The sequence below is a fragment of the Aeromonas oralensis genome (assembly GCF_049665575.1).
Lineage (GTDB): Bacteria > Pseudomonadota > Gammaproteobacteria > Enterobacterales > Aeromonadaceae > Aeromonas > Aeromonas hydrophila.
Genome location: NZ_CP187186.1, coordinates 1,428,185 through 1,454,847, shown reverse-complemented (window position 1 = coordinate 1,454,847; position 26,663 = coordinate 1,428,185). Strand labels below are relative to the sequence as shown.

The following is a 26,663-nucleotide window of genomic DNA, read 5'->3' as shown; positions in this document are numbered from 1 at the left end:
ATGCCATGGAAGCGATGCAGTTGCAGGAGGCCACCGACAAGTTGTCGCTCCCGGCCAGACTGGCCAGACTCAGAGACGCCTGTCAGCAACATCCCATGCCGAGCCTGAGCGAGCGCAGAGCCCACCTCAGCCAGCTCAAGCGCGCCCTGATCGCCCACAAGCAGCCGCTGTGCGATGCCCTGGCCAAAGACTATGGCCAGCGCAGCGACTACGACAGCATGATTGCCGACATCCTCCCCTGCGTCATGCAGATCAACTACACCCAGAAACGGATCAAGCGCTGGATGCGCCCGCACCGCCGCCACACCGGCCTGCTGCTGGCACCGGCCCGGGTGGAGGTGTTCTATCAGCCGCTCGGGGTGGTCGGCATCATAGTGCCCTGGAACTTCCCGGTGATGCTGAGCCTCGGCCCCCTCATCAGCGCCATCGCCGCCGGCAACCGCGCCATGCTGAAGCTCTCCGAATTCACCCCGCACACCAACCGGGTGCTGCGCGAGCTGCTGGACGGCGTCTTCGACGAGCGCGAGGTGATGGTGATTGAAGGTGACGCCCAGGTGGCGGCCGCCTTCAGCGCCCTGCCCTTCGATCACCTGCTGTTTACCGGCTCCACCGCCGTGGGCCGGCTGGTGATGGCAGCGGCGGCCCCCCAGCTCACCCCGCTCACCCTGGAGCTCGGCGGCAAGAGCCCCTGCCTCATCGCCCCCGACATGCCGCTGGCGCTGGCGGTGGAGCGGATGATCTTCGGCAAGAGCCTCAACGCCGGCCAGATCTGTGTCGCCCCCGACTATGTGCTGCTGCCACGCGGTCAGGAGCAAGCCTTTGTCGAGGCCTATCGCGATCACTTCGCCCGCCTCTATCCCCAGGGGCTGGGGAGCCAGGATTACGGCTCCATCATCAATGGCCGCCAATATGAACGGCTCACCAGCTGGCTGGCCGAAGCCGAGCGGGCAGGCGCCCAGATCCACCCCTGTGGCAGCCCGGCCCGGGACGATGGCGCCCACCGCCTGCTGCCCCATCTGCTGACCGAAGTGCCCAGTCACTGCCAGCTGATGCAGCAGGAGATTTTCGGCCCGCTGCTGCCGATCGTGCCCTATGACTCGCTGGACGAGGCGCTCGCCTATATAGCCGCGCGGCCCCGCCCGCTCGCCTTCTACCTGATGAGCCTGGATCCCGCCCTGCAGCAAAAGGTGATCCGGGAGACCCACTCCGGCGGCATGGCCATCAACGACAGCCTGTTCCAGGTGGCGGCCGACGACGTGCCCTTTGGTGGTATCGGAGCCTCCGGCATGGGTCACTACCACGGCCACGAGGGGTTTCTCACCTTCTCCAAGGCCAAGACCGTGCTGAGCCGGGGACGCTTCAGCACTGGCACCATGGTGCACCCTCCCTATCGGCGCTGGCACCAGCGGCTGATGATGGCCCTGTTTTTGCGCTGACGAGACCAGCATGAACACATCCGTGACCGACAAGCGCCGCCAGATCCTGGATGCCGCCCTTGCCCTGTGTGCCGAAGATGGCTTGCAGGGCGCCGCCACCGCCCGCATCGCCAAGGCAGCCGGGGTGGCCAATGGCACCCTGTTTCACCACTTTCCCAGCAAGGAGGTGCTGATCCAGAGCCTCTACCAGGACATCAAGCTGCGCCTTGGCGCCGCCATCACCGAGGCCGACGCCGCCCTGCCCCTCAAGGAGCAGGCATGCCACTACTGGAGCCAGGCGATGGCCTGGATGCAGGCCCACCCCCACGAGCTCAAGTTCGTGCTGGGCTTCTTTCACTCCCCCTTGCTGGCTCGTCCGCTGCGCAGCCAGATCCTGAGCGACACCCTGCGTTTTCTACCCCGCCTGCTGGCCCAGGGCCAGGCCAGCGGCGAATTGATGCAAGCTCCACCGGCCCTGATGCTGGAGGTATGCCAGGGCCAGTTCCTGGCCTGCGCCTCGCTGTTTGTCGACCAACCTGAACTGGGACGGGACGGCCACTGGCAAGCCAGCGCCTTCGCCCTGTTCTGGTCAGCCATCTCGGGAGTTCACGCCTATGCACAATAGACACCTTGATACCCTGGCGGCGCTGGGTCGTCGCCTGTGGATCAGCTGCCTGCTCTGGATCATCGGCCGCACCCTGTGCCGCGCCGCCCGCATCGACGAGGCGGTGCGCCAGGAGCTCGCCCCCCTGCCGGACGGGCTCACCATCCGGCTGGAGGTGAGCGGCATGACCCACGGCCTCACCATTCACAAGGCGGCCGGCCGCTGGCAGAGCGGCCCCGCGCCCGATACCGGCGGGCTGCATCCGCTGCGGGTGCGCTTCAAGCATCCCGCCATCGCCTTTCGCGCCCTCAGCTTTCGGCTCGGGGTCAATCAGGCGTTCAGCGAGAACCGTCTGCTGGTGGAGGGGGATCTCACCGTCGCCATGCACCTGGTGCGGGCCCTGGAGCAGCTGCAGGCGCTGATCCTGCCGGCCTTCATCGCCCGCCCCTTGCTGCGCCGCTATCCGAGCCCACGCCACAAGCTGAGCCGGGCCTGCCACATCTACCTGGGTCTGTTGACCGGCTGAACGAGAGGATGAGCACCATGAGTCGCTATTACGATTTTTTCTGTCCGGTCAAACTGATGGCGGGCGAGCAGGCGCTGGAGCAACTGGCCGGCGAGCTGGCGGGGTTGGGGGCGCGCAGGCCGCTGCTGCTCACCGACAAGGGGGTCAGCGGCACCGGTCTGGCCACCCTGCTGGCCGGGGTGCTGGCCGAAGGGGAGCTGCCGGTGGCCGCCATCTGGGACGAGATCCCGGCCGACTCCTCCACCGCCGTGGTGGAGCGGATTGCGGCCCGTCACCGGGAGCTCGGCTGTGACAGCCTGGTGGCGCTGGGCGGCGGCTCCGTCATCGACACCGCCAAGGCGGTCAACATTCTCGCCTCCATGGGGGGGACGCGGCTGCTGGATTACGCCGGCGCCGGCTGCCTGACCCGGCCGCTGCAACCGCTGGCAGTAGTGCCCACCACGGCGGGCACCGGCTCGGAAGTGACCCTGGTGGCGGTGATCAAGGACGAGGCGAGCGGGCGCAAGGTGCCCTTTACCTCCCCCTTCCTGCTGCCCCAGCTGGCGGTGCTGGATCCACGCCTCACCCAGGGGCTGCCGCTCAACATCACGGCTGCCACCGCCATGGATGCCATGACCCACGCCATCGAGGCCTTCATCGGCAATGCCAAGAACCCGGTCAGCGACGCCCTGGCCCTGATGGCGGTGGAGAAGATCGCCAATGCCCTGCCCCAGGTACTGAGCAACCCGCAGGACAAGCGGCTGCGACTGCAGCTGGCAGAAGGCTCCACCCTGGCGGGCATGGCCTTCTCCAACTCCATGGTGGGGCTGGTGCACGCCCTCGGCCACAGCCTGGGGGCCCGCTGCCACCTGCCCCACGGCCTGTGCATGAACCTCTTCCTGCCCACCGTGCTCGACTACAACCGGCCGGGCATCGATCCCGAGCTGGCCCGCCTGCTGCTGCCGCTGGTGGGGGCCGAGCGCTTTGCCGCAACCCCGGCCGCCGCGCGGGCCCAGGCCGCCATCGAGGCGCTGCAGGCGCTGCGCGATACCCTGTGGCAGGCGGTCAAGCTGCCGCGCACCCTGCGCGAGGCCGGCGTCACCGACAAGGCGCTGCTGCCCGAGATCCGCGATCTCGCCATCAACGACGGTGCCCTGCTCTACAACCGCAAGGATGCCAACCGCACCCAGCTGCTCGGCCTGCTTGAGCTCGCCTGGGAGTAATCAGACAGAAGCCCCGCATCGCGGGGCCTCCTGTTACCAGCTGATGGTAGCGCCAGCGCCGTAGTTGTCGCGCGCTTCGGGCGTCTTTTCGCGCCAGATGGACTCCTTGTTGCGGCGCACGGCCTCTTCCCGCTCCTGATTGCGTTCCCAGATGGGCTTCACCTCGTCCAGCGGCCGCTCGTGTTTCTTTCCCTGGTGATCCATCACCGAGCACTGTTTGTCGCCGCACTGATAGGCATAGGGTTCGACGGTACAACCCGCCGTGGCCAGACAGAGGCCAAACAGAGAAAGACGAAGAGAGGAAGGCAAGATCATGGGACACTCCTGTTTGCATCGGTCAACCAAGGGCGCCGAGTGTCAAACAGGAGGCAAATGGAATCAACCCTGCCAGCAGAGTTGATTGTTACAAGGTGTACATCGCGAAATGTATCAGCAAGCTGTTGATACGTAACATGTTAATCACGCGCTGACGCAGCGCTCTTACGCCTGCTCGTCGCTGAACACCCCGGTGGAGAGGTAGCGATCCCCCCGATCGCAGATGATGGCCACCACCACCCCCTGTTTGATCTCTGCCGCCACCCGCAAGGCGCCTGCAACGGCGCCCCCCGAGCTGACCCCGCAGCAGATCCCCTCCTCCCGCGCCAGCCGGCGCATCATGGCGAGTGCCTCCTGCTGGGTCACGTCCAGCACCCGATCGACCCGGGCAGGCTCGAAAATGGCCGGCAGATAGGCCGCAGGCCAGCGCCGGATCCCCGGGATCTGGCTCCCCTCGGCCGGTTGCAGGCCGATCACCTGCACCGCCGGGTTCTGCTCCTTGAGGTAGCGGGAGACCCCCATGATGGTGCCCGTGGTGCCCATGGCCGAGACGAAGTGAGTAACCGCCCCCTCGCTCTGGCGCCAGATCTCGGGGCCGGTGGAGAGGTAATGGGCATCCGGGTTGGCCGGGTTGTTGAACTGATCGAGTACCAGCCCCTCGCCCCGTGCCTGCATCGCCAGGGCGAGGTCGCGCGCGGCCTCCATGCCGCCATCCACCAGCACCAGCTCGGCGCCATAGGCCTGCATGGCATCGCGCCGCTCCTGGCTCATGGTATTTGGCATGATGAGCCGCATCCGGTAGCCCCGCGCCGCCGCCACCATGGCCAGCGCGATGCCGGTGTTGCCGGAGGTCGCCTCGATGAGCCGCGCCCCAGGCGCTAAGTGACCACTCGCCTCCGCGCACTTGATGAGGTTCAGCGCCGGCCTGTCCTTGACCGAGCCGGCCGGGTTGTTACCCTCCAGCTTGACCAGCAGGGTGACACCGGGGTGGGGATTGATGCGACGCAGCGCCAGCAGGGGGGTATTGCCGATCAACTCTTCCAGCGTGGCAAAAGCCATAATGGGATCCATCCTTCGTGAACTGTTCTATACCTTGGCTAGCGGGTATGTACCCGGCCGGGCTCGCAGTGTAAGCGACCCCGAACAGTTGGCAAAGGGGCGCCAACATGGTCAGATAACCCCATCCCCCGTACCGAGGAGCAAGCATGAGCGAGATCATTCATCAGGCCAACCAGCAGCAATTCATTGTGTGGTGGATGGCAAGGAGTCCAGGCTGCGTTACCGGCGGCTCGACGCCAAGACCATCGACGCCTACAGCACCTTCGTCCCGCCCGAGCTCAGGGTACAGGGGATCGCCGATCAGCTGGCGCGCACCTTCTACAGCTGGACCCAGGCAGAAGGGCTCACAATAGTGCCGAGCTGCAGCTACATCGACGTCTGGTTGCGCCGCAATGCCGGCTGACACCCAGACGCGCCACAGCACGCCAGCCTCGCACACTCGCCTGAGCGCCCAGGAAGCCAACCTGCAGGCGCAGACCGAAGCCCTGCTGCGGGCAGATGATCAGCGCATGGATTGCCTGCGGGCAGCCCGTGAACTGGCACTGCCCGACTGGGCGCTGGGGGCCGGTTTTATCCGCAACCTCATCTGGGATCACCTGCACCGCAAATCGGTGCCGACCGCCCTCAACGACATCGACCTTATCTATCTGGATAGCGCCGACCCGGATGGGTTGGCGGAGGCCGAACACGAAGCCTGGCTCGCCACCAGAATGCCGGGCCAGCAGTGGGAGGTGCGCAACCAGGCCCGCATGCATGTGCGCCAGCTGGTGCCCCCCTTCACCAGCTCGCTCTCGGCCCTCAGCCACTGGGTGGAGGTGCCCACCTGCATCGGAGTCCGGCTGCTGGCTGACGATTCATTCGAGTGGCTGGCCCCCTACGGCTTTGCCCCCAACTGGTCCCTGCAGGTGGATCCCAACCCGCGCTGCCGCCAGGAGCGCCGGGTCTTTACCGAGCGGGTCAAGGCCAAGGAGTGGCAACGGCTGTGGCCTGACCTGGTGGTGAACTGGCCATAACCTGATTGCAATGTTTCGATAACCTTGGGCACACTAAGGAAAAGCTGTTTGTAACTCAATGGGTTAAATAATGCGCGACTTCTTCTCACTCGAACGCTGGCTACCGGGCCTCGCCGCCCTGCTGCAATACCAGCGGGCCTGGCTGATGCCGGATATGCGCGCTGGATTGTCGGTGGCCGCCGTGGCCCTGCCCGTGGCCATCGCCTATGCGGAGCTGGCCGGCGTGGGGCCGCTGGTCGGCCTCTACTCCTGCATCCTGCCCATGCTGGTGTATGCCCTGTTCGGCACCTCCCGCCAGCTCATCGTCGGCCCGGACGCCGCCACCTGCGCGGTGATCGCCGCCGTGGTGACCCCGCTCGCCGCCGGGGATGCCACCCGCCACTGGCAGCTGGTGATGACCATGACCGCCATGACCGGCTTCTGGTGCCTCATCGCCAGCCGCTTCAAGCTGGGGGTGCTGGCGGACTTTCTCTCCCGCCCGATCCTGATGGGGCTGCTCAACGGGGTGGCCATCACCATCATGGTGGGCCAGCTCTCCAAGATCTTCGGCTTCACCTTCAGCGAACGCTACCTCATCGAGCGGATCGCTGGCGGCGCCAGCTACATCACCCAGACCCATCTACCCACCCTGGCCATGAGCCTGACCGCCCTGCTCACCCTGCTGCTGGCCAAGCGCTTCAAGCCGGCCTGGCCCTCCTCCATGGTGGCCATGGTGGTGACGGCGGGATTGGTGTGGGCGCTCGATCTCGGCCAGTTCGGCATCGCCACCCTGGGCGCCATCGGCTCGGGCCTGCCCGCCTTCCAGATGCCGGAGTTTCCCCCCGGTCTGATGCGGGAACTGGTGCTGCCGGCACTCAACCTGGCCATGGTGAGCTTCGTCTCCATGATGCTGACCGCCCGCAGCTTCGCCGCCAAGAACGGCTACGAGATCGATGCAGACAAGGAGTTTCGGGCCCTCGGCATGGCCAATCTGGCGGCGGCAGCCTCTCAGGGCTTTGCCATCAGCGGCGCGGATTCGCGCACCGCGGTCAACGACGCCAACGGCGGCAAGAGCCAGCTGGTCTCCATCATCGCCGCCGCCGTCATCGCCCTGGTCACCTTCTACCTGACGGCGCCGCTGCAATACATCCCCACCGCCGCCCTCGGCGTGGTACTGGTGATGGCGTCTTTGTCCCTCACCGACTTTCGCGGCCTGTGGGCCCTGCGCCACTCAGACAGCGCCGCCTTCTGGCTGGCGCTCATCACCTTCATCAGCGTGCTGGCCATGGGGGTCATTCCGGGCATCACCCTCGCGGTGCTGCTGGGGCTGTTCCAGTTCCTGCGCAACGTGATGCGCCCCACCGACCAGCTGCTCGGCATGGACGACGAAGGGGTCGTACGTACCCTGGGTGACAACGAGCAGGCCAAGGCCATTCCCGGCATCCTGGTCTATCGCTTCAACTCGCCGCTCACCTACTTCAACGCCCCTTACTTCAAACGGCGGGTACTGGCGCTGCTGGTACAGGATCCCCACAGCCCCAAATGCCTAGTGGTGGATGCGGTGGCCTGCTTCACCCATCAGGACATCAGCGTGATGAGCATGCTGGGGGAGCTGCACAAGGATCTGAAACGGCGCGGTATCCACATGGTGATGGCCGGTCGCCTCGGCCAGATGAGCCTGTGGCTCAAGCAGGCCGGGATCCGGGTTGGCGACGAGGGGATCATCCTCTGTCCCGACATGTACCAGGCGCTGCGGATGACCCGCTGCTACCGCGAGCCGGTGTTCAAGGATGACGAGGTGGTGGAGAGCACCACTGAAGCCATCCTCTCGCGCTGGCCTCAGGATGACGCCCTGCCCGATTCGGCGCGCCTCACCCTGCCAAGCGAACAGGAGGCGGGCGCCACCCCGGCCTGATCCAGTGCTGGCCCTGCCCATGGTGGCAGGGCCAACGCTCTCTTCCCCTGCTTGGTCACCACCGCGATTGCGCCTCGCACCCGCTTGGTGTTAAATGCCCGTCCAGATGGCGCTGACGAGGGCCATCCCCAGTATTTGGACACTCCATGCAAACTCAATCCCACGCAGGTCCGGGCACCCTCTTCTCCCTGACCTGGCCACTGTTTATCGATCTCGCCCTGCACTTTCTGACCGGGGCCCTCAACACCTTCATGGTGGGTCACGTCTCCTATCAGGGGGTAGCGGCGCTCGCGGTCGGCAACCAGGTGTTCGATCTCGCCATCACCTTGTTCAGCTTCGTCAGCATCGGCACCAGCGTGGTGATCACCCAGTATCTGGGGGCCGGTGACAAGGAGAAGGCCCGCGTCGTCATCCACACCGCCATCGGTTTCAATCTGCTGGTGGGGCTGGTGGCCGCCGTCGGCGTCATCGCCGGTGCCAGTACCATGCTGGCGCTGATGAACCTGCCCGCCAACCTGATGAGCGATGCCACCCTCTACCTGCAGATCATCGGCCTGTGCCTGCTGCCGGAAGCGGCGGCGCTCTGCCTGGCCGCCACCCTGCGCGCTCACGGCCACACCCGTCAGGCCATGTACGTGACCCTCATCGTCAACCTCATCACCTTCGTCGGCAACCTGCTGCTGCTCTACGGCTGGTTCGGCCTGCCCCAGCTCGGGGTGGCCGGGGTCGCCATCAGCACGGTGGCGGGTCGCATCGTCGGGGTGGTGCTGCTGATATGGTTGGTGGCGCGCAAGACCGGCATCCGGTTGCGCCTGCCGGAGATCGTCAAACCCAGCCGATTGATGCTGGGCAAGGTACTGCATATCGGCCTGCCGGCTGCCGGCGAGAACCTCTCCTGGATGCTGCAGTTCATGGTGGTGACCGCCTTCGTCGGCCTGCTCGGCGACAAGGCGCTGGCAACCCAGTCCTACTTCTTCCAGATCTGCCTGTTCATCCTGCTGTTCGGCCTCTCCATCGGACTTGGCAACGAGATCATCATCGGCCATCTGGCGGGTGCCCGCCGCTTCGAGCAGGCCTACCGCCAGTTGCTCAAAAGCCTGAAGCTGGGGCTCATCGTCACCGCCTTCATCGCCTTGCTGGCGGCTCTCAACGGCCGCACCATCATCAGCCTGTTCACCGATGACGCCGACATCATCACCCAGGTGGCGCAGCTGTTCTTGATAAGCCTCATTCTGGAACCCGGCCGAACCTTCAATCTGGTGGTGATCAACGCCCTGCGCGCCACCGGGGACGCCCGTTTCCCGCTCTACATGGCGCTCGTCTCCATGTGGGGGATTGCCGTTCCACTGGCCTATTTCCTTGGTATCATGCAGGGTTATGGACTGGTCGGTATCTGGTTGGCGCTCGCCTGCGACGAGTGGGTGCGCGGTCTGGCCATGTTCTGGCGCTGGCGCAGTCGTCGCTGGCAAAACAAAATTCTTGTTGAAACATAAGCGGAATCACAATGAAGAAGATAGGACTCTTGTTGGCGGCCATCCTGCTCAGCCCGCTCGCCATGGCGCAAACCGCCCCCGCCGCCCCCAAGGCACAGGCGGCCCAGACTTGGTACGTGGCCCCCATCGCCATCGATGAAACCAGTGAAGCGCAAAAAGCGCTGACCAAGGACTTCATGGCCCAGATGATCAAGACCATCAAGATCAACGAGTACCAGACCGGCAAGGCGGTGGGCAAGACCAAATCGCCCAAGTGGCTGATCCGCACCAAGCTGATGCCCGCAAGCCAAGAACCGCTGGTCGGCAAGAAGCACCCGCAGGGTCTCACCTACGGCAAGGGCATCCCCACCCAGGAGATCGTCGGCGAGCTCATCATGAACGGCACCCTGGTGGCCCATGTGGGTCAGGGCTGGCGCGAGCCCATCGTCCCGGGTACCCCAGTGGCCGAGAAGATCACCATCGCCAACTATCAGTACGCCATCGGCAATGAAGCCAAGGCCGCGGATCTGGAAGAGCTGGCGGCGCAGATCGGCTTCGAGGTGGGCAAGGTGATCGCCCGCGATGGCAAGCCGCTGCCCGAGAAGAAAAAGAAAAAAGAGTAAACGCCACACCTGTTACCAAGAAGGGGCCCTGCGCCCCTTTTGCTGCCCGCCTGGCAGCCACAAGCTGTCATCCGGCCGTCACAATTGTGATCCATCCGGCACTTTTCAGACTCTCTGCTTACCGATAAAAGTCTTATCAGCTTGTGATTCAAACAGTTAAAAATCGCCCGTCGAATACAGCAAATCATTGGTCCCGAATTGGAGCCGGATCACATTTATCTCGCGGGGGACGCGGTAGTTTGGTCTTGCAGGCACAATCAAACGAAACCAAGGAGGCCGCATTACATGTTCCCAGAGTACAGAGAGCTCATCTCGCAACTGAAGAGCAGTGATGTCCATTTCCAAAAGAAGTTTGACTTGCACAACGACCTGGATGTGGAGATTAGAAAGTTGGAAAAGCATCACGCCAGCGACTACAGCTCCGAGGTGAAGGATCTGAAAAAACAGAAACTTAAACTGAAAGAGGAGATCTACGACATCCTCAAACAACATCCACAATAGACGCCTCGACGAATACCTGGATAAGCAACTTATCCTGCCAGCCCGGCCCGACGCCGGGCTTTTTTATTGGCAGCTAACGACAACGCTAAACAAGCCATATCAGGCGGCACTCTCGCCGCTGCTGGCCGTGATAACTATCTGCTGCCTACCGCCAACAAAGTCCGCACCAGTGGCAGCCCGAGCCAACCCGCCCCCAGAATACCGATCGTCCCGGCGAAATGTTGCTCTGTCATCGTCCCTTCTCCTGCTTGACACTATTTGCCCCGCAGCTTACCTGCCTTGGAATAAAAAGAAAGCCTTGGCCTGCAGATAGATAAATGCCGGCAAGGTGAAAGTATTTTGTTTTTTATTCATCGCGATCCCATCCAGCTTTTCCGTCACAATGGCTACATCCCGCCCAATAACTATTTCCCATGTCTCCTGTATTGAGTTCATTGCACCATTGGCAGTACTCAACCTGCTCTTGCGTCAGGAAACAACTAGTGCAGATATACTCGTCTGATTCTGTTCTCACCACTGTATGATAACCATCACAGTTACTACAATTACCTAGATCCCACGATGAATCACCCTCTTTAATCGCTACATATGCAGAACCCTCATCCATCAACATCTCAGCCAAGTTCTCTGGTTCAAAACTTTCACCACAACAACTACAATTACCAAATCCTTCATTTATAAAAATCACTTCACTGTAACAAGAAGGACATGAGACCTTTAGCACATTATCAGTCAGACCACATACAAAACAATTTGCCTCATATATTTCATTCAGCTCCACCTGATGATTTTGAGCTTCAAAGCCACAGGATGGACAAACTGAATACAGTTCACCATTTTGTTTTCTTTTTTCTATATCAGGCTTAATTTGATCATAAACAATCTGTAGAAATGTATGTAACGAACGTAGTTTTTTGTCTACTTCTAATAGAGGGTCTCTCCATTTACAAAAAACATCATTCCAGCGGTTAGTTAATATGTTGTGGAGGTAATACCATGCAGTCAGCTGTTGTTTAACAATGCTTCTTATTTGCTCGCTATTTTCCGTAGCCGAGTGCGCTTCATGGTAAAAATGTACAACTTTGTTTCTGTGCCTTGTTATTTCTTTAAATGATTTAAACTCTGGCTTCGTCAGTCCACTCCTCACAATCTTTTCAAGTCTATCGACTGCATCATCAAGTGAAACTGATTGAAAGTTGCCAGATATAAATTTATCCCAGTTGGGTTCCTGTCTATTAGAAACAACCAAGGACCAATCTTCTTTCATTAATCTAGCTTTCAGGAACAATTCAACAGCTGCATGGAAGTTAATAACTGAAAACTTAGGATGAACATTCAATTCCACGACAGCTTTATTTAGAAAGTCGAAAGCATTATCTACCAACCGTCTAAACATTTCATTATTTTCCATTTGTCATCCTATCGCTAAATTTAACTTCAGGTTGCTCTATAACTCTCATCATCACCAACACCGAAGAATAATCTACCACTATATAATAGGCAATGACATCCAGATGCCATAAACAATAAATTTGCCTCACGCTAACGCTTTACTTAAATGTGTGTTTTTTAAAAATACTTTTTAAACGGATGGAACAATTTCCTTTCCCTTTAAATAATCAGAGTTTCTCTCATGATAAAGCGGGCCAATGGCCCGCTTTATCATACCTATTTCGCCCCATCATCACACCGGCGGATGGAACTGGCTGGCTTCGCGAGTGGCCATCTCCTCGTAGGTGGCCCACTTCTGCCAAGCCACTTTTTGCGCTACCTGCATCAGCCGCTCAGCCTCCTGTGGATGGCTCTGGGCCAGCACCCGATAACGGGTCTCCTCCTGGCGATATTCAGCGAGCGGAATGGAGGGACGCAGGCTGTCGAGGCTGAAGGGGTTCTGCCCCGCACTGCGCAGTACCGGGTTGTAGCGCATCAGCGGCCAGTGACCGGAGGCCACGGCCCGTTTTTGCTGGGTCAGGCCAAACTCCATGTCGATGCCGTGGGCGATGCAGTGGCTGTAGGCGATGATAAGCGACGGGCCCGGATAGGCCTCGGCCTCACGCAAGGCTTGCAGCGCCTGCTGCGGGTTGGCACCAAAGGCGATGCGGGCAACATAGACGTTGCCGTAGGAGATGGCTTGCAGCGCCACATCCTTCTTGGCCAGCGTCTTGCCTCCCGCCGCAAACTTGGCAACGGCGCCGAGCGGGGTCGATTTCGACATCTGGCCGCCGGTGTTGGAGTAGACCTCGGTATCCATCACCAGCACGTTCACATCACGGCCGGAGGCGAGCACGTGATCGAGCCCCGCCGAGCCGATGTCATAGGCCCAGCCATCGCCGCCGATGATCCAGACCGAGCGGCGCACCAGCTGATCGATAAGCGACAGCAGCTCGCGGGCCTTGCCGGATTTCACCTCTTCCAACCGTTCCCGCACTTGCGCCACCCGGGTACGCTGGGCGCGGATCTCCGATTCCAGCCGCTGCGGGGCGCTGACAAGTGTCTCCACCAGCTCGACCCCGATCTCCCCCTTCATCGCCTGCAAGGCTGCCACCGCCTGACCGTGGTGCTGATCGGCGGTGAGGCGAAAACCAAAGCCAAACTCGGCGTTGTCCTCGAACAGGGAGTTCGACCAGGCCGGCCCCTTCCCTTCGCCGTTCTTGGCCCACGGCGTGGTCGGCAGGTTGCCGCCGTAGATGGAGGAGCAACCGGTGGCGTTGGCCACCAGCATGCGGTCACCAAACAGCTGGGTCAGCAGCTTGAGATAGGGGGTCTCGCCACAGCCGGCGCAAGCGCCGGAGAACTCGAACAGGGGTTCGAGGAACTGGGTGCCACGCACGGTGGAGAAGTCCACCCGCTCGCGAGCAGGCCAGGGCAGGCTCTCGAACCAGCGCAGCGCCTGTTTCTGACCAGCCAGATGGGGGGCCTTGTCCCTCATGGCGATGGCTCGCTCGCCTTCATGGCTTTCTCCTTCTGCACTCTCGCCTTGATGACGGGCATCCGCTCCGACCCGCACCGGACAGGCCTGCACGCACTGACCGCAGCCGGTGCAATCCTCCGGGTAGAGCTGCAAGGTGTAGCGGCTGTCGGGGAAACCCTTGGCGGTGACGGGTACCGACTGCGCCGCCTCGGGGGCGGTTGCCAGCCAGTCCTGATGGTAGAACTTGGCCCGCAGCGCCGCGTGGGGGCAGACAAAGACGCAGTTGCCGCACTGGATGCAGATATCGGAGTGCCAAATCGGGATCTCGCGGGCGATATCCCGCTTCTCGAAGCGGCTGGTGGCGGTGGGGTAAGTGCCATCCACCGGCAGCATGGAGACGGGGATCAGATCGCCGCGCCCCGCCAGCATCTCGCCAGTGACCCGCTGGACAAACTCGCTGCCGCCCGGTGCCAGCGGCAGCGGATAGTCGCTGATCTGCTCCTCACCGGCCGGGATGGCCACCCGGTGCAGATGAGCCAGGGTGTCATCCACCGCCGCGAAGTTGCGCTCGACCACTTCGGGCCCCTTGCGGGCATAGCTCTTCTCGATGCTCTCCTTGATCAGCGCAATCGCCTCATCCCGCGGCAAGATGCCAGCCAGGGCGAAGAAACAGGTCTGCATGATGGTGTTGATGCGATTACCCATGCCGTTGCGCTCGGCCACCCGATCCCCATCGATGCAGTAGAGGCGGATATCGAGGGCGCGGATGCGGGCACGCAGCCGCTCGGGCAGCTCGGCCCAGACCCGGTCGGGCTCATGGGGGGCATTGAGCAGCAGGGTCGCCCCTTCCGCGGCGTGTTCCAGCAGATCAACCGACTCGACAAAACCCCACTGGTGGCAGCCGATAAAGCTCGCCTGCTCGATAAGCCAGGGGGCGTCGATGGGCTCGGGGCCAAAGCGCAGGTGGGAGACGGTGCGCGAGCCCGACTTCTTGGAGTCGTAGACGAAGTAGCCCTGGGCGTGGAAGCCCTCCAGCTCGCCGATGATCTTGATGCTGTTCTTGTTGGCGCCGACTGTGCCGTCGGCACCAAGGCCGAAGAAGAGCGCCCGCACCCGGCTGGCAGGTTCCAGATCGCCGATGGGGTGCCAAGCCAGACTGAGGCCCGACACATCATCCACTATCCCCACGGTAAAGCGGGGGCGCGGCGCATCGGATGCCAGCTCCTCGAATACCGCCGCGCACATGGCGGGGGTGAACTCTTTGGAAGAGAGGCCATAGCGGCCGCCACTGAGCCACGGCAGCCGCTTGATAAGGCCGCGCTGCAAGCCGTCGATGAGGGCGCTCTGCACATCCAGCAACAGCGGCTCGCCACCGGCGCCCGGCTCCTTGGTGCGATCCAGCACCGCCATGCGCCGCACGCTCTCGGGCAGGGCATCGAGCAGCGCCTGTACCGGGAAGGGACGATAGAGACGAATGACCAGCACCCCGGTCTTGCGATCCTGCCGGTTGAGCCAATCCACCGTCGTGCGGGCGGTGGCGGCCCCCGAGCCCATCAGCACGATGACATCGGTGGCATCGGGCGCGCCGTGATACTCCACCAGCCGGTAGTGGCGGCCAGTCAGCTCGCCGAGGCTCTCCATGCACTGCTGCACCCGCGCCGGCACCGCCTCGTAGAAGGGGTTGACGCTCTCGCGGGACTGGAAATAGGTATCCGGGTTCTGGGCTGTGCCGCGCATCACCGGATGATCCGGGTTGAGGGCCCGCGAACGGTGGGCGCGCACCCAGTCGTTGTCGATCAGCGCCCGGATCTCATCTTTATGCAGCGCGGTGATCTTGTTCACCTCGTGGGAGGTGCGAAAGCCATCGAAGAAGTGGATGAAAGGCACCCGGCACTGCAGGGTGACACTGTGAGCGACCAAGGCCAGGTCCTGCGCCTCCTGCACCGAGCCGGAGGCGAGCATGGCAAAGCCGGTGCTGCGCGCTGCCATCACATCCTGATGGTCGCCAAAAATCGACAGCCCCTGCGCCGCCAAGGATCGGGCCGCCACATGGAAGACCGCCGAGGTGAGCTCGCCGGCGATCTTGTACATGTTGGGCAGCATCAGCATCAGCCCCTGACTGGCGGTGAAGGTGGTGGCGAGCGCCCCCGCCTGCAGGGCGCCGTGCACCGTGCCGGCCGCCCCCCTTCACTCTGCATCTCCACCACCGTGGGGATGTTGCCCCACAGGTTGGTCTGCCCCTCCGCCGCCCAGGCGTCGGCCAGTTCGGCCATGGTCGAGCTCGGGGTGATGGGGTAGATGGCACACACTTCGCTCAGCTGGTATGCCACCCGGGCCGCGGCTTCGTTGCCGTCAACCATGATCAGTTCATGTTTCATTGGGACTCCTCCGGTTGGCGCAGCTCGATAGCGTGACAAGGGCACTGGTCATGACAAGCACCGCAGCCGGTGCAGCGCTCGGCATCTACCTGATACCCCAGACCAGGCCCCAGCTTGGCGATGGCCTGCTCGGGGCAGCTGCCGTAACAGCCGTCGCACTCGAAGCAGTTGCCACAGGAGTAGCAGCGTGCCGCCTCGTAACGGGCGGCCACCTCATCCAGCCCGCCGATGATCTCGCCAAAGTCGTCCCGCGCCGAGGGCGGTTTGACCGGCTGGCTGCTGGCCGGGGCATGGGTCTGGAACCAGAGTTGCAACTGCTCCGGCCCCACCAGCGGCTTCCCTGCCTGTAAATGGGAGAGCGGCTTGTGATAGAGGCGACCGCGCAACCAGGCATCCATATGGCGCGCCGCCTTCTTGCCGTGGCCGGTGGCGATGGTGACGGTGCGCTCGGAGGGCACCATGTCACCGCCGGCAAACAGACCCGGCACGTCCGTCATCAGGTTCTCGCCAACCTGCACCACCCCCTCCTTGTTGACCCGCACGCCGGGAATGCTCTCCAGCACGCTCAAGTCCACCTCCTGACCCAGCGCCAGAATAAGGGAGTCCGCTTCGAGGGTTTCAAACTGGCCGGTGGGCACCGGCTTGCCCTCGGCATCCAGCGCCATCACCTCCACTTCAATATTGGTACTGTCGAGCTGGCGGATGGTGCGCAGCCAGTTGATCTTGATCCCCTCCTCCTCGGCCTCGTCGGCCTCGAAGGCGTGGGCCGGCATATGATCGCGGTCGCGGCGGTAGATGATCATCGCCTCCTCTACCCCGAGGCGACGGGCGGTACGGGCCGCGTCCATGGCGGTGTTGCCGCCGCCGTAGATGGCCACCCGCCGCCCCAGTTTGGGCGGCGGCAAGCCTTTTTCCTCCGCCAGACTGGCCTGCTCGAGGAAACTCACCGCATCGAGGATCTTGCCCGCCTCCCGGGCCGGAATGTCGACCCGCTTGGCCAGATGGGCGCCGATGGCCATGAAGACGGCGTCAAAGCCACCCTCGTCGCGCACTTTGAGCACATCTTCCACCTTGTGGTTGAGAGTCAGCGTCACCCCGGCAGCGACGATGCGGGCCACCTCCCGATCCAGCACATCGCGAGGCAGACGGTAAGCGGGAATACCGAAGCGCAGCATGCCGCCGGCGAGCGGGCCCGCTTCGCGGATCTCCACCTGATGGCCGAGCCGGTTGAGGTGCCAGGCGCAGGAGAGGCCGGAGGGACCGGCACCGATCACCAGCACCTTCTTGCCGCTGGCGGGTGCGGGGGGCGCAGGCTGCCAACCTTTGGCCAGCGCTTCGTCACCGAGGAAGCGCTCGATGGCGTGGATGGAGACGGCATCATCCACCTGGGCACGGTTGCAAGCCGTTTCGCAGGGGTGATAACAGACCCGCCCGTGGACTGCAGGCAGGGGATTTTCTTCGATCAGTCGTTGCCAGGCCGCTTCAAAGCGGCCCGCTTCGGCCAGGGCAAGCCAGGCCTGGATGTTCTCGCCAGCCGGGCAGGCATGGTTGCAAGGTGGCAGGGCCGGCCGCCAAACGGGTAGCCGAGTACGGACCGGGCCTGTTCCCGTTTTCTGGGAGAGATCCGGCTGTGGGGTCATATCCAGTTGTTTGCTCATACATTGCTTTCTTCTTTTTGTGTGACAGGCCCCATCCGATGGCGCTTGATACCGTTTTGCCTGGGCAGACGGTGGCCGGAGGGGGAAGAAGCGAAAGCGTTAGAAACTGGAAGCTGACTCGATAATGGACTGATTTGTGTACCGAATGACGGATCAGGATCAAAAAATGTTGCACTTTATGAGGTATGGAGTGCACAACGTGACCCGTGTAACATCTTGCCCATCTGCTGGAGTCACCGATCGGGCTCGCGCCCCGCAAGCAACGCCACGCCGTTCTCCGGCCCCGTGAGCCGGGCGCATCAGGCCGTCCTCCTGCAACGATTGCTGCACGGAACAGCTCCCGTTATCTTGTCTCCTGCACTGGAACCACCACAGCACAAGGACCCGGCCATGCCCAAGCTCGCCAGCATTCATCTCTACCCCATCAAGTCGACGGCAGGCATGCCACTGACCCGCGCCCTGGTCACCGAAGAGGGGCTGCAAGGGGATCGCCGCTACATGGTGGTCAAGCCGGACGGCAGCTTCATCACCGCCCGCACCCATCCCCAGTTGCAGCAGGTAGTGGCCACCCCCATCGAGGGCGGTCTGCAGCTGCGCTATCCGGGCCTTGACCCTCTCATCCTGCAAGAGCGGGATTTTTCCCGCACGCCCCGGGCCACCGGGGTCTGGAGCGACAGCTTCAGCGCCCTGCAGACCCAGCCCCAGGCCGATCAGTGGCTGAGCCAGGTGGCGGCGGAGCCGGTTCAGCTGCTCTGGCTCGGTGAAGAGTCCGCCCGCTTTCGGGAGAAGACCGGCACCCGAGTCAGCTTTGCCGACGGCTATCCGCTGCTGCTGATAAGCCAGGCCTCGCTTGAGGATCTCAACCTGAGATCCGACGCGCTGCACCAGATGAGCCAGTTTCGCACCAACCTGGTGGCGAGCGGCACCCTCCCCTTCGAGGAGGACGGCTGGAAGCGGATCCGCATCGGCGAGGTGGAGTTTCGGGTCGCCAAGCCCTGCAGCCGCTGTATCATGACCACGGTGGAGCCGGGTACGGATCGCTTCAATGCCCTCAAGGAGCCGCTGGCTACCCTCACCCGCTACCGGCGCGGCGAGGATGGCGAGGTCTACTTCGGCCAGAACCTGGTGGCCCTCAACGAGGGCTGGATTGAGGCGGGCAGCGAGATCGAGGTGCTGGAGCGCGCCCGTCCCCCCGTCTACCCCAACGCGGCCCCGAAAAAACGGGAGCTGGTGTGCGTGGCCCGCGAGCCGCTGGCGCGGGATCTGGAGACCTTCTGGTTCGAAGCGGCCGATGGCGAGCCCCTGCCCGACTATCTGCCTGGCCAGCATCTGCCCATCAGCCTGGACATTGGCCTGGGTCTGCGGCGCGAGCGCCTGCAGCGCCGCTATACCCTGAGCTCAACGCCAGAGCGGCCCGAACGTTACAGCATCAGCGTCAAGAAGGTGGGGGGCGGTCGCATCTCCCACTGGCTGCACCAGCAGTTGCAACCCGGTGACCGGTTGCTGGCCGCAGCGCCAGCCGGCGAGTTTCACCTTGGTGCCGGGCGCTCCCTGCTGCTGCTCTCGGCAGGCTCGGGGGTCACTCCCATGCTCTCCATTGCCCGCACTCTGGCCTTGCGCGGGGAGCTCGGCGACGTGCACTTCATGCACCTGTGCCGCAGCGAGGCGGACATTCCCGCCGCCAGCGAACTGCACGCCCTGGCGCAGCAGGGGATGGCCCTCACCCTGATCCTGAGCCAGCCCGATTCGCACTGGCAGGGGCTCAAGGGACGACTCGGCGATGAGCACCTCAAGCAGGTCAAGCAGCTCACCGAACGGGAGGTGTTTATCTGCGGCCCCCACGGCTTTATGGCCGATGCGGCCGCCAGACTGGCCGCCCTTGGCGTGCCTGCCGAGCGCATCCGCCAGGAGAGCTTTGGCGGCGCCATCCTCTCTGTGGCTCGCCCCCACCAGGCGGTGCAACTGCGCATCGGCAAGCAGAGTTTTGCCGGCAACAATCAGGGCACCGTGCTGGATCAGGCCCACAAGCAGGGGGTGGATCTGCCCTGGAGCTGCCGCGCCGGCATCTGCGGCAGCTGCAAGCAGACCCTGCTCGAGGGGGAGGTGGATCACCCCGATGCCCCGGCCATCACCGCCGCCGAACGTGCCGAGGGCAAGATCCTCACATGCTGCGCCGTGCCACTCACCGACCTTGTCATCAAATAAGATGATCGAGTCTTGAAAAGGCCGGCCGGGCTACTTGCCCGACCGGTCTTCACGTCCCGTCAGCGGCCCGTTTTTTCTTTCTCGCCCCTTTTCGTCCCCCCGGCGCAACCTTGCCGGGCCCCGCTCCTATACTCACAGCAACAACAACAAAACCCCTCCGACGTAGCGGCCTTTGCCGTCTGACCAAGGGGGTTATCTGGTGAGAATAAGGACGCTCAAACCATGGAACAGAACAGACCCGCCTTTCAGCTCAACCTGCTGCTCTCCGTCATTACCCTGATCCTGCTGTCGCTGGTATTTTTTGCCTACAGCTGGTCAGAAAAGAAGGTGGAGCAGAGCTATCAACAGCGCTATCAATCCTATCTGCTGGCCGATGAACTGCGACAATCCTCTGACGATCTGACCCGTCTCGGCCGTACCTACGTGATCACCAAGGATCCGGCCTACGAACAGCAGTACATGCGGATCCTGGCCATTCGCAACGGGGAGCAGAACCGGCCGCAGGGCTACAACCGCATCTACTGGGACTTCGTCGCCGCCAACGGCCAGAACCCGCGGCCCGACAGCCAGGTACGCCGTGGCCTCATCGACCTGATGAAGGACACCGGTTTTACCGAGGACGAGCTGGCCAAGCTCAACGAGGCCAAGAACAACTCGGATGCCCTGGTCAACACCGAGGTGGCCGCCTTCAAGCTGGTACAACAGACGGACGGCGATCTGGCCGCCAACCAGCAAAAGGCCATCGCCATGATGCATGACAAGGCCTATCACCAGAACAAGGGACGCATCATGTCCCCCATCGACGACTTCTACGCCATGATGGAACACCGCACCCAGCAGGCGGTGGACGATGCCACCAGCCAGTCCGCCATGCTGCGCTACCTGTTCATCGCGCTGGGCCTGGTGTTGATGTTCTTCCTCTGGCGCACTTACAAGGCACTGCTCGATCTGGTCGGTACCTCGGTCAGCCAGCTCAGAAGCGATCTCAACCGCCTGGCCGAGGGAGACTTTTCCCAGCCGATCAAGGTGCCGGCCGGTGCCAAGGAGAGCCTGATCGGCCTGCTCGCCACCATGCAGGGCACCCTCAAGGGGATCATCGCCCAGGTCTCCCACTCCAGCGAGGAGCTCTCCGGCTCGGCCGACAGCATCGCCCAGATAGCGGAGCAGACCGCCCAGTTCGCCACCTCCCAGCAGACCAGCACCCAGACCATGGCGGCTGCCATCGAGGAGCTGGTGGTGAGCATCAGCCACCTCTCTGACAACGCCACCCACGCCGACGAGCTGAGCAAGGTCTCCGCCAACACCCTGGAAGAGGGCTCAGGGGTCATCAAGCAGACCCTCGACAGCATCCAGAGCATCTCGGATACCGTCTCCAACGCCGCCAGCAGCATCGCGGATCTCAACAGCCACACCCAGCAGATCTCGGAGATCATCGAGGTGATCCGCGGCATCGCCGATCAGACCAACCTGCTGGCACTCAACGCCGCCATCGAGGCAGCCCGGGCCGGCGAACAAGGGCGCGGCTTTGCGGTGGTGGCCGACGAGGTGCGCAACCTCGCCAGCCGCTCGGCCGCCTCCACCCAGCAGATCACCGGCATGATCGGCAAAATCCAGAGCGGGGCGGATGCCTCCATCCGCAGCATGGAGAACACGGTCAACAACGTCTCCCGCGGGGTAAGTCTGGCCAGCCAGACCGGCGAGGCCATCGCCAGCATCCAGAACCACGCCTCCAACCTGACCGGCCTGATGGGGGAGATCAGCCACACCCTGCGCGAGCAGTCCACCGCCGCCAACGAGGTGGTCTCCACCGTCGGCAACATCACCTCCCTCTCCGAGCAGTCGGGGGACGCTGCCCGCCATGTCTCGCAGGAGGCGGCCAAGCTCAAGCAGCTGTCACGGCTGCTGCGCCAGGAGATGGCCCACTTCAAGCTGTAGCCTGCGCGCACAAAACAAAACGGCTGCCCGAAGGCAGCCGTTTTCATTGGCACGGTACGCTTAACCGCGCAGGGCGGCGATGCGCTGCTCGATGGGCGGGTGGCTCATGAACAGCTCGCTCATGGAGCGCTTGCCGTTGATGCCGAACGCCATCATGGAGCCTTCCAGTTGCGGCTCTGCACCGCGGGAGAGGCGCTGCAGCGCGGCGATCATCTTGTCGCGACCGGCCAGCTTGGCGGCACCGGCGTCGGCGCGGAATTCACGCTGACGGCTGAACCACATGACAATTATGGAGGCCAGCACGCCGAACAGCATCTCCAGCACGAACACGGTGATCATGTAGGCAAAACCACCGGTGCTGCTGCTCTCCTCGTCGTTGTTGGAGCTGAAGAAGTTGCTGATGACGCCGGCCACGATGCGGGCGAAGAACATCACGAAGGTGTTCACCACCCCCTGGATCAGGGTCAGGGTCACCATGTCGCCGTTGGCCACGTGGCTCACCTCGTGGGCCAGCACGGCTTCCGCCTCGTCACGGCTCATGCTGTAGAGCAGACCGGACGACACGGCGACCAGCGAGTCGTCACGGCGGGCGCCGGTGGCGAAGGCGTTCATCTCGGGGGAGTCGTAGATCCCCACTTCCGGCATCTTGATGCCTGCTTCACGGGCCTGACGGGCCACGGTACTGACCAGCCAGTGCTCGGTCTCGTTACGGGGTTGCTCGATGACCTGGACGCCATAGCTGCGCTTGGCCATCCACTTGGACATCAGCAAGGAGATAAAGGAACCCCCAAAACCGAACACGGCGCAGAACACCAACAGACCGGAAATGCTGGACTTGTTGATCCCCAGAACCGAGAACAGGATATTGAGTACCACCCCCAGCACCAGCATGACGGCCAGGTTGGTCACCAGGAATAGCATAATTCGCTTCATATTGACTCCTTGTGAGATATGGACGCGTGGCCCGTCACCAGTTCGCTGCCGGTCGGACCACACCTGTCACGCATAATAGACAGTTTCTATGAATGTTCGCTGAATGTCGGATTCAGAGCAGGGGCGAAATATCGAGTCGCCCGCGCAGATCAGCCTCGAGCGGATTGTTTACAAAGGGTATTTCACCCAAAAACGGAGCCGGCAGCAAGCCCCGCAGGGTGTCCAGGTTTTCCTGATAGTGGCTCATGGAGCCGTGTAGCCGGTTGATGACCCAGCCCGCCACCGGCAGGTTGTTGTTGCGAATGGCGGCGAAGGTGAGCAGGGCATGGTTGAGACAGCCCAGTTTGGCCCCCACCACCATGATGACCGGCATGTTCTCCTGCTTGACCCAGTCCGACAGCAGATGTTTGCGATCCAGCGGCAGGAACCAGCCCCCTGCCCCCTCCACCACCACCAGCTCGGCTCCCGCCTGTTCAATCTGGCGCAGCCCGTCGGACAGCCCCTTCAGGGTAATGGCATCGCGCGCTTCGCTGGCGGCGATATGGGGCGCGATGGGCGGCTCGTAGGCGTAGGGATTGACCAGATCGTAGGGCAGCGGCAGGCTCGCCGCCTCCTGCAGCAACACGGCGTCAAGATTGCGCAGCCCCTCCGGGGTGCGGGCACAGCCGGCGGAGATGGGTTTGTAACCGGCGCAGCGCAGACCGTGCGCGGCGAACTCCAGCAACAGGGTGCGGGCGACCAGAGTCTTGCCCACATCGGTATCGGTGCCGGTGACGAAGAAGGATTTAACCATGATGACTCCTCAATACGGGGCCGCTGCCCGGGCTCGCAATGGCGGGCAGCGGCTTCTCAATTCTCTCGGCCCATGAGATCGGTTAGCGGCGGATCAGCTGGCCGAGGCACACCTGATAACTGGCGGCCAGCAGGCCATCCGGTTGGCGATGGGCTTCATAGGCCTGGCTCAGGCGCTGCAGACGCTGGCGACTGCTCAGTCCGGTATGACGCTCGTCATTGACCTGGCTGGCACCGATCCCCTTGAGATCGCGCAGCAAGCCGTTGAGCTCGGGGTAGCCGAGCGACCAGGTCAGATTCTCCAACGTCGGGGCGGCAAAACCGCCGGCGGCGATGGCATGCTGCAATTGTGGCAGGCTGAGGAAGCGATTGACATGATCACACTCGTCAACCGTGCGCCAGGCCTCACGCAATTGCCAAAGCGACTCGGCCAGCAGGGTCGAGAACAGCAGCCGGCCGCCGGGTTTGAGCACCCGGTGCAGCTCGGCGAAGGCCTGGGCCGGTCGCTCGCACCACTGCAGTGCCAGGCTGGAGAAGACCCAGTCAAACGTCTCGTCGGCAAAGGGGAGCTGCTCGGCATCACCGCACAGCAGACGGGCGCCGCTGCCGCGAAGGGCGGCCTGCGCCAGCATGCCGGGAGCCAGATCCAGCCCGGTCAGCTCGCTGCAGCGCCCGGCCAAAGCTGGCAGAAAGAAACCGGTGCCGCAGCCCAGATCCAGCCCGCTCACGGTCAGATCTGTGCCAACCTGCCTGTCCGGCATCCGCTCAAGCAGCGCCAGCCCCACCTCCTGCTGGAAGCGGGCGTGGGCGTCGTAGTGGCGGGCCGCCGCCCCGAAGCGGCGGGCGAGCTGCGCCTTGTCCACCGACTGGAAACGCTCATGCACCATGGGCGCCCCCTCTCTCGTCAGTGGATGGGCGGGGTCCCAGGGCCTCGAGCAGGCGATCCACATCCTGTTCGCGGTGAGCCGCGCTCAGAGTAATACGCAGCCGCGCCGTGCCGACCGGCACCGTGGGCGGGCGGATGGCACCAGCCCAGACACCGCACTTCCGCAGACGCTCGGCCAGTTGCAGGGCAGAGACGCTCTCCCCCACCAGCAGCGGCTGGATGGGGGTATCGCTTGCCCCAAGCCGCCAGCCTAGCGCCTGCGCCCCCTGCCGGAACCGGGCGACAAGGCGAGCCAGGTGGGCACGGGCTTCGTCGGCTACGCGTACCAGCTCGATGCTCTGGCGCACGGCGCACGCCTGCGCGGCGGGCATATGGGTGCTGTAGACATAGTGGCGGGCAAAATTGACCAGGTACTCCACCAGCTCGCGACTGCCGCCCACAAAGGCGCCGGCCACCCCGAGCGCCTTGCCGAAGGTCCCCATCTGGATGTGTACGCTGGCAGGAGCACCCCCCTGCGCCGCCAGGGTGCCCCGCCCTTGTGGCCCCAGCACGCCGAGGCCGTGGGCATCGTCGATCATCAGCCAGTTGCCGCTTTGGGCAGCCAGGGCGGCGAGCTCGCGCCAGGGGCCCTGATCCCCATCCATGCTGAACACCCCCTCCGAGACGATCAAGCCGCGGCTTGGCTCAAGCTGCCGCTCAAGAGCCGTCATGTCGTTGTGGCTGAAGCGCTTCATCTTGCAGGGCAACTGGCTGCCCATCTCCTGCAGGGAGGCGTGGTTGAGTTTGTCCTGCCACAGCAGGTGATCCTTGCCAAGCAGCGCCTTGAGCACCGCCTGATTGGCCGAGAAACCGCAGTTGAACAGCAGCACTGCCTCCACCCCCAACCAGTCAACAAGCGTCTCTTCCAGCTGTTGGTGGGCACGACTGTAGCCAGTCACCAGCGGCGAGGCGCCGGCGCCCGCACCATGACGGTCAATCCCCTCCTGAAAAGCAGTCTTGATGGCGGGGTGACCGGCAAGCCCCAGATAGTCGTTGGCGGAAAAGTTGAGGTAATCGCACCCGGCCACCCTGAGCCATCCGCCACTCGCCCCGTCGGTCGCGACGCGGCTGCGCAGCAGACCCGCCAGCTCGCGCTCGGCCAGCGCCATGCCCAACCCAAAGGGGCCCGTTACTGCAGGGCCGTTCATGACTGCGCGGCTCCAGCTCGGGGGCGGGTGGCGTCATAAAAGAGATCGCTTGGTTCGCTCTGACGGCTCACCTCGGCCAGCAGCGCCTCTTCTTGGACCTGATCCGGCTTCTGGGCCCGCTGGGCAGGACGAATGCCGAGCCGCTTGAACAGCTGCATATCGCTGTTTTCGTCCGGGTTGGGGGTGGTCAGCAGCTTGCAGCCATAGAAGATGGAGTTGGCCCCAGCCATAAAGCACATGGCCTGCATCTGCTCGTTCATCTTCTCCCGCCCGGCGGAGAGGCGCACGTGGGAAGCCGGCATCATGATGCGGGCCACGGCAATGGTGCGGATAAATTCGAACGGATCGAGGTTCTCCTGGTTCTCCAGCGGCGTGCCCTTCACCTTGACCAGCATGTTGATGGGCACGCTCTCCGGGTGGCGCGGCAGATTGGCGAGCGCCATCAAGAGGCCGGCCCGATCTTTCGCCTGCTCGCCCATGCCGACGATGCCGCCGGAGCAGACCTTCATACCGGCGCCGCGCACATGCTCCAGGGTATCAAGCCGGTCCTGATAGGTGCGGGTGGTGATGATGTCACCGTAAAACTCCGGCGAGGTGTCGAGGTTGTGGTTGTAGTAGTCAAGGCCGGCGGCGCCGAGGCGCGCCGCCTGATCGGCGGTGAGCATCCCGAGCGTCATGCAGGTCTCCATGCCGAGCCCGCGCACCTCCTCGATCATCCGCAGGATATAGGGCATGTCCTTCTCTTTGGGGTTGCGCCAGGCGGCCCCCATGCAGAAGCGGGACGAGCCGTTGGCCTTGGCTTCGCGGGCCCGCTCCAGCACTTTCTCCACCTCCATCAGCCGCTCGGCCTCAAGGCCGGTGTGATAACGGGCGCTCTGGGGGCAGTACTTGCAATCCTCCGGGCAGGCACCGGTCTTGATGGAGAGCAAAGTGCTCACCTGTACTTCGTTCGGATCGAAATGGGCGCGGTGGACGGTCTGGGCCCGGAACAGCAGATCGTTGAATGGCAGGGCAAACAGGGCCTGAACCTCGGCGAGGGTCCAGTCGTGACGAAGGGCGTGAGCGCCCGCGGTGAGAGCATTCATACATGGCTTCCAATTGTTATAAGTGGGATCCTGCGCCGCCAGCTTGCATGGGCAAACGCAGAAGCCGCC

General features: G+C 63.2%; 20 protein-coding genes and 2 pseudogenes. 12 read left to right on the top strand and 10 right to left on the bottom strand.

What is annotated here, in order from left to right; genetic code table 11:
- The first annotated feature begins 5 nt into the window (after nucleotides 1–5).
- From ACPDZI_RS07050 to ACPDZI_RS07035, 4 genes are read left to right on the top strand one after another with little or no spacing between them, the layout of a single operon-like run.
- Nucleotides 6–1,436, top strand: coding sequence for a coniferyl aldehyde dehydrogenase (locus ACPDZI_RS07050; protein ID WP_207137276.1), 1,431 nt, complete (start codon nucleotides 6–8; stop codon nucleotides 1,434–1,436).
- Nucleotides 1,437–1,446: 10 nt separating this feature from the next.
- On the top strand, nucleotides 1,447–2,040 hold the full coding sequence (locus tag ACPDZI_RS07045) for a TetR/AcrR family transcriptional regulator (RefSeq protein ID WP_438834257.1): 594 nt from the start codon (nucleotides 1,447–1,449) through the stop codon (nucleotides 2,038–2,040).
- Nucleotides 2,030–2,545 carry an SCP2 sterol-binding domain-containing protein gene (locus ACPDZI_RS07040; RefSeq protein WP_336752711.1) on the top strand — a complete coding sequence of 172 codons (516 nt, stop codon included), beginning with the start codon at nucleotides 2,030–2,032 and terminating at the stop codon, nucleotides 2,543–2,545. The genes ACPDZI_RS07045 and ACPDZI_RS07040 overlap by 11 nt, the downstream gene beginning before the upstream one ends.
- Nucleotides 2,546–2,562: 17 nt before the next feature.
- The gene (locus tag ACPDZI_RS07035; protein WP_408767382.1) at nucleotides 2,563–3,747 is read left to right on the top strand and encodes an iron-containing alcohol dehydrogenase; all 1,185 of its coding nucleotides are present in this window, start codon (nucleotides 2,563–2,565) and stop codon (nucleotides 3,745–3,747) included.
- 33 nt (nucleotides 3,748–3,780) lie between these two features.
- On the opposite strand, the gene ACPDZI_RS07030 is transcribed toward ACPDZI_RS07035, so the two are convergent.
- Nucleotides 3,781–4,062: a hypothetical protein gene (locus tag ACPDZI_RS07030; RefSeq protein ID WP_323945080.1), complete on the bottom strand. Its 282-nt coding sequence runs from the start codon at nucleotides 4,060–4,062 to the stop codon at nucleotides 3,781–3,783.
- Nucleotides 4,063–4,227: 165 nt separating this feature from the next.
- Nucleotides 4,228–5,133 carry a cysteine synthase CysM gene (gene cysM / locus ACPDZI_RS07025; protein ID WP_408767380.1) on the bottom strand — a complete coding sequence of 302 codons (906 nt, stop codon included), beginning with the start codon at nucleotides 5,131–5,133 and terminating at the stop codon, nucleotides 4,228–4,230.
- Between the two features lie 134 nt (nucleotides 5,134–5,267).
- Between cysM and ACPDZI_RS07020 the strand changes: the two are divergent.
- From ACPDZI_RS07020 to ACPDZI_RS06995, 6 genes and pseudogenes are all read left to right on the top strand, one after another.
- Nucleotides 5,268–5,524: pseudogene (locus tag ACPDZI_RS07020) on the top strand (GNAT family N-acetyltransferase).
- Entirely contained in the window at nucleotides 5,514–6,134 is a 621-nt protein-coding gene (locus tag ACPDZI_RS07015) for a nucleotidyltransferase family protein (RefSeq protein ID WP_438834256.1), read from the top strand. Before ACPDZI_RS07020 ends, ACPDZI_RS07015 begins: the two are co-directional and overlap by 11 nt.
- Nucleotides 6,135–6,204: 70 nt before the next feature.
- Entirely contained in the window at nucleotides 6,205–8,028 is a 1,824-nt protein-coding gene (locus ACPDZI_RS07010) for a SulP family inorganic anion transporter (protein ID WP_438834255.1), read from the top strand.
- A gap of 146 nt (nucleotides 8,029–8,174) precedes the next feature.
- The gene (locus tag ACPDZI_RS07005; RefSeq protein ID WP_076361292.1) at nucleotides 8,175–9,521 is read left to right on the top strand and encodes an MATE family efflux transporter; all 1,347 of its coding nucleotides are present in this window, start codon (nucleotides 8,175–8,177) and stop codon (nucleotides 9,519–9,521) included.
- An 11-nt stretch (nucleotides 9,522–9,532) separates the two neighbouring features.
- Nucleotides 9,533–10,123, top strand: coding sequence for a hypothetical protein (locus ACPDZI_RS07000; RefSeq protein ID WP_029303482.1), 591 nt, complete (start codon nucleotides 9,533–9,535; stop codon nucleotides 10,121–10,123).
- A gap of 285 nt (nucleotides 10,124–10,408) precedes the next feature.
- Nucleotides 10,409–10,624 carry a YdcH family protein gene (locus tag ACPDZI_RS06995; RefSeq protein ID WP_011705396.1) on the top strand — a complete coding sequence of 72 codons (216 nt, stop codon included), beginning with the start codon at nucleotides 10,409–10,411 and terminating at the stop codon, nucleotides 10,622–10,624.
- Nucleotides 10,625–10,970: 346 nt separating this feature from the next.
- Here the strand turns inward: ACPDZI_RS06995 and ACPDZI_RS06990 are convergent, their stop codons facing one another.
- From ACPDZI_RS06990 to ACPDZI_RS06980, 3 genes and pseudogenes are all read right to left on the bottom strand, one after another.
- Complete coding sequence (locus tag ACPDZI_RS06990) at nucleotides 10,971–12,035, bottom strand: hypothetical protein (RefSeq protein ID WP_202011281.1); 1,065 nt, start codon at nucleotides 12,033–12,035, stop codon at nucleotides 10,971–10,973.
- A gap of 273 nt (nucleotides 12,036–12,308) precedes the next feature.
- Nucleotides 12,309–15,913: pseudogene (nifJ, locus tag ACPDZI_RS06985) on the bottom strand (pyruvate:ferredoxin (flavodoxin) oxidoreductase).
- Entirely contained in the window at nucleotides 15,910–17,571 is a 1,662-nt protein-coding gene (locus tag ACPDZI_RS06980) for an NAD(P)-binding protein (protein WP_438834254.1), read from the bottom strand. Before ACPDZI_RS06980 ends, nifJ begins: the two are co-directional and overlap by 4 nt.
- A 390-nt stretch (nucleotides 17,572–17,961) precedes the next feature.
- Here ACPDZI_RS06980 and ACPDZI_RS06975 point away from each other — a divergent pair, with 390 nt between their 5' ends.
- On the top strand, nucleotides 17,962–19,776 hold the full coding sequence (locus ACPDZI_RS06975) for an MOSC N-terminal beta barrel domain-containing protein (RefSeq protein ID WP_336989139.1): 1,815 nt from the start codon (nucleotides 17,962–17,964) through the stop codon (nucleotides 19,774–19,776).
- A 222-nt stretch (nucleotides 19,777–19,998) separates the two neighbouring features.
- The gene (locus ACPDZI_RS06970; protein WP_194760302.1) at nucleotides 19,999–21,711 is read left to right on the top strand and encodes a methyl-accepting chemotaxis protein; all 1,713 of its coding nucleotides are present in this window, start codon (nucleotides 19,999–20,001) and stop codon (nucleotides 21,709–21,711) included.
- Nucleotides 21,712–21,771: 60 nt separating this feature from the next.
- Here the strand turns inward: ACPDZI_RS06970 and htpX are convergent, their stop codons facing one another.
- The 5 genes from htpX to bioB form a co-directional block, all read right to left on the bottom strand.
- The gene (gene htpX, locus ACPDZI_RS06965) at nucleotides 21,772–22,644 is read right to left on the bottom strand and encodes a protease HtpX (protein WP_011705391.1); all 873 of its coding nucleotides are present in this window, start codon (nucleotides 22,642–22,644) and stop codon (nucleotides 21,772–21,774) included.
- A gap of 112 nt (nucleotides 22,645–22,756) precedes the next feature.
- Nucleotides 22,757–23,437 (bottom strand): dethiobiotin synthase, encoded by a 681-nt coding sequence (gene bioD / locus ACPDZI_RS06960; RefSeq protein WP_408753965.1) that lies wholly within the window; start codon nucleotides 23,435–23,437, stop codon nucleotides 22,757–22,759.
- 82 nt (nucleotides 23,438–23,519) lie between these two features.
- Nucleotides 23,520–24,323 (bottom strand): malonyl-ACP O-methyltransferase BioC, encoded by an 804-nt coding sequence (gene bioC, locus ACPDZI_RS06955; RefSeq protein ID WP_438834253.1) that lies wholly within the window; start codon nucleotides 24,321–24,323, stop codon nucleotides 23,520–23,522.
- Nucleotides 24,313–25,509: an 8-amino-7-oxononanoate synthase gene (bioF, locus tag ACPDZI_RS06950; RefSeq protein ID WP_438834252.1), complete on the bottom strand. Its 1,197-nt coding sequence runs from the start codon at nucleotides 25,507–25,509 to the stop codon at nucleotides 24,313–24,315. The genes bioC and bioF overlap by 11 nt, the downstream gene beginning before the upstream one ends.
- Entirely contained in the window at nucleotides 25,506–26,594 is a 1,089-nt protein-coding gene (gene bioB, locus ACPDZI_RS06945; RefSeq protein ID WP_438834251.1) for a biotin synthase BioB, read from the bottom strand. The genes bioF and bioB overlap by 4 nt, the downstream gene beginning before the upstream one ends.
- Between the last annotated feature and the right edge of the window lie 69 nt (nucleotides 26,595–26,663).

Coding starts and splice junctions, on each gene's coding strand:
- ACPDZI_RS07050 (WP_207137276.1), top strand. CDS start 6: ATGGAAGCGATGCAGTTGCAGGAGGCCACCGACAAGTTGTCGCTCCCG.
- ACPDZI_RS07045 (WP_438834257.1), top strand. CDS start 1,447: ATGAACACATCCGTGACCGACAAGCGCCGCCAGATCCTGGATGCCGCC.
- ACPDZI_RS07040 (WP_336752711.1), top strand. CDS start 2,030: ATGCACAATAGACACCTTGATACCCTGGCGGCGCTGGGTCGTCGCCTG.
- ACPDZI_RS07035 (WP_408767382.1), top strand. CDS start 2,563: ATGAGTCGCTATTACGATTTTTTCTGTCCGGTCAAACTGATGGCGGGC.
- ACPDZI_RS07030 (WP_323945080.1), bottom strand. CDS start 4,062: ATGATCTTGCCTTCCTCTCTTCGTCTTTCTCTGTTTGGCCTCTGTCTG.
- cysM (WP_408767380.1), bottom strand. CDS start 5,133: ATGGATCCCATTATGGCTTTTGCCACGCTGGAAGAGTTGATCGGCAAT.
- ACPDZI_RS07015 (WP_438834256.1), top strand. CDS start 5,514: ATGCCGGCTGACACCCAGACGCGCCACAGCACGCCAGCCTCGCACACT.
- ACPDZI_RS07010 (WP_438834255.1), top strand. CDS start 6,205: ATGCGCGACTTCTTCTCACTCGAACGCTGGCTACCGGGCCTCGCCGCC.
- ACPDZI_RS07005 (WP_076361292.1), top strand. CDS start 8,175: ATGCAAACTCAATCCCACGCAGGTCCGGGCACCCTCTTCTCCCTGACC.
- ACPDZI_RS07000 (WP_029303482.1), top strand. CDS start 9,533: ATGAAGAAGATAGGACTCTTGTTGGCGGCCATCCTGCTCAGCCCGCTC.
- ACPDZI_RS06995 (WP_011705396.1), top strand. CDS start 10,409: ATGTTCCCAGAGTACAGAGAGCTCATCTCGCAACTGAAGAGCAGTGAT.
- ACPDZI_RS06990 (WP_202011281.1), bottom strand. CDS start 12,035: ATGGAAAATAATGAAATGTTTAGACGGTTGGTAGATAATGCTTTCGAC.
- ACPDZI_RS06980 (WP_438834254.1), bottom strand. CDS start 17,571: ATGAGCAAACAACTGGATATGACCCCACAGCCGGATCTCTCCCAGAAA.
- ACPDZI_RS06975 (WP_336989139.1), top strand. CDS start 17,962: ATGCCCAAGCTCGCCAGCATTCATCTCTACCCCATCAAGTCGACGGCA.
- ACPDZI_RS06970 (WP_194760302.1), top strand. CDS start 19,999: ATGGAACAGAACAGACCCGCCTTTCAGCTCAACCTGCTGCTCTCCGTC.
- htpX (WP_011705391.1), bottom strand. CDS start 22,644: ATGAAGCGAATTATGCTATTCCTGGTGACCAACCTGGCCGTCATGCTG.
- bioD (WP_408753965.1), bottom strand. CDS start 23,437: ATGGTTAAATCCTTCTTCGTCACCGGCACCGATACCGATGTGGGCAAG.
- bioC (WP_438834253.1), bottom strand. CDS start 24,323: ATGGTGCATGAGCGTTTCCAGTCGGTGGACAAGGCGCAGCTCGCCCGC.
- bioF (WP_438834252.1), bottom strand. CDS start 25,509: ATGAACGGCCCTGCAGTAACGGGCCCCTTTGGGTTGGGCATGGCGCTG.
- bioB (WP_438834251.1), bottom strand. CDS start 26,594: ATGAATGCTCTCACCGCGGGCGCTCACGCCCTTCGTCACGACTGGACC.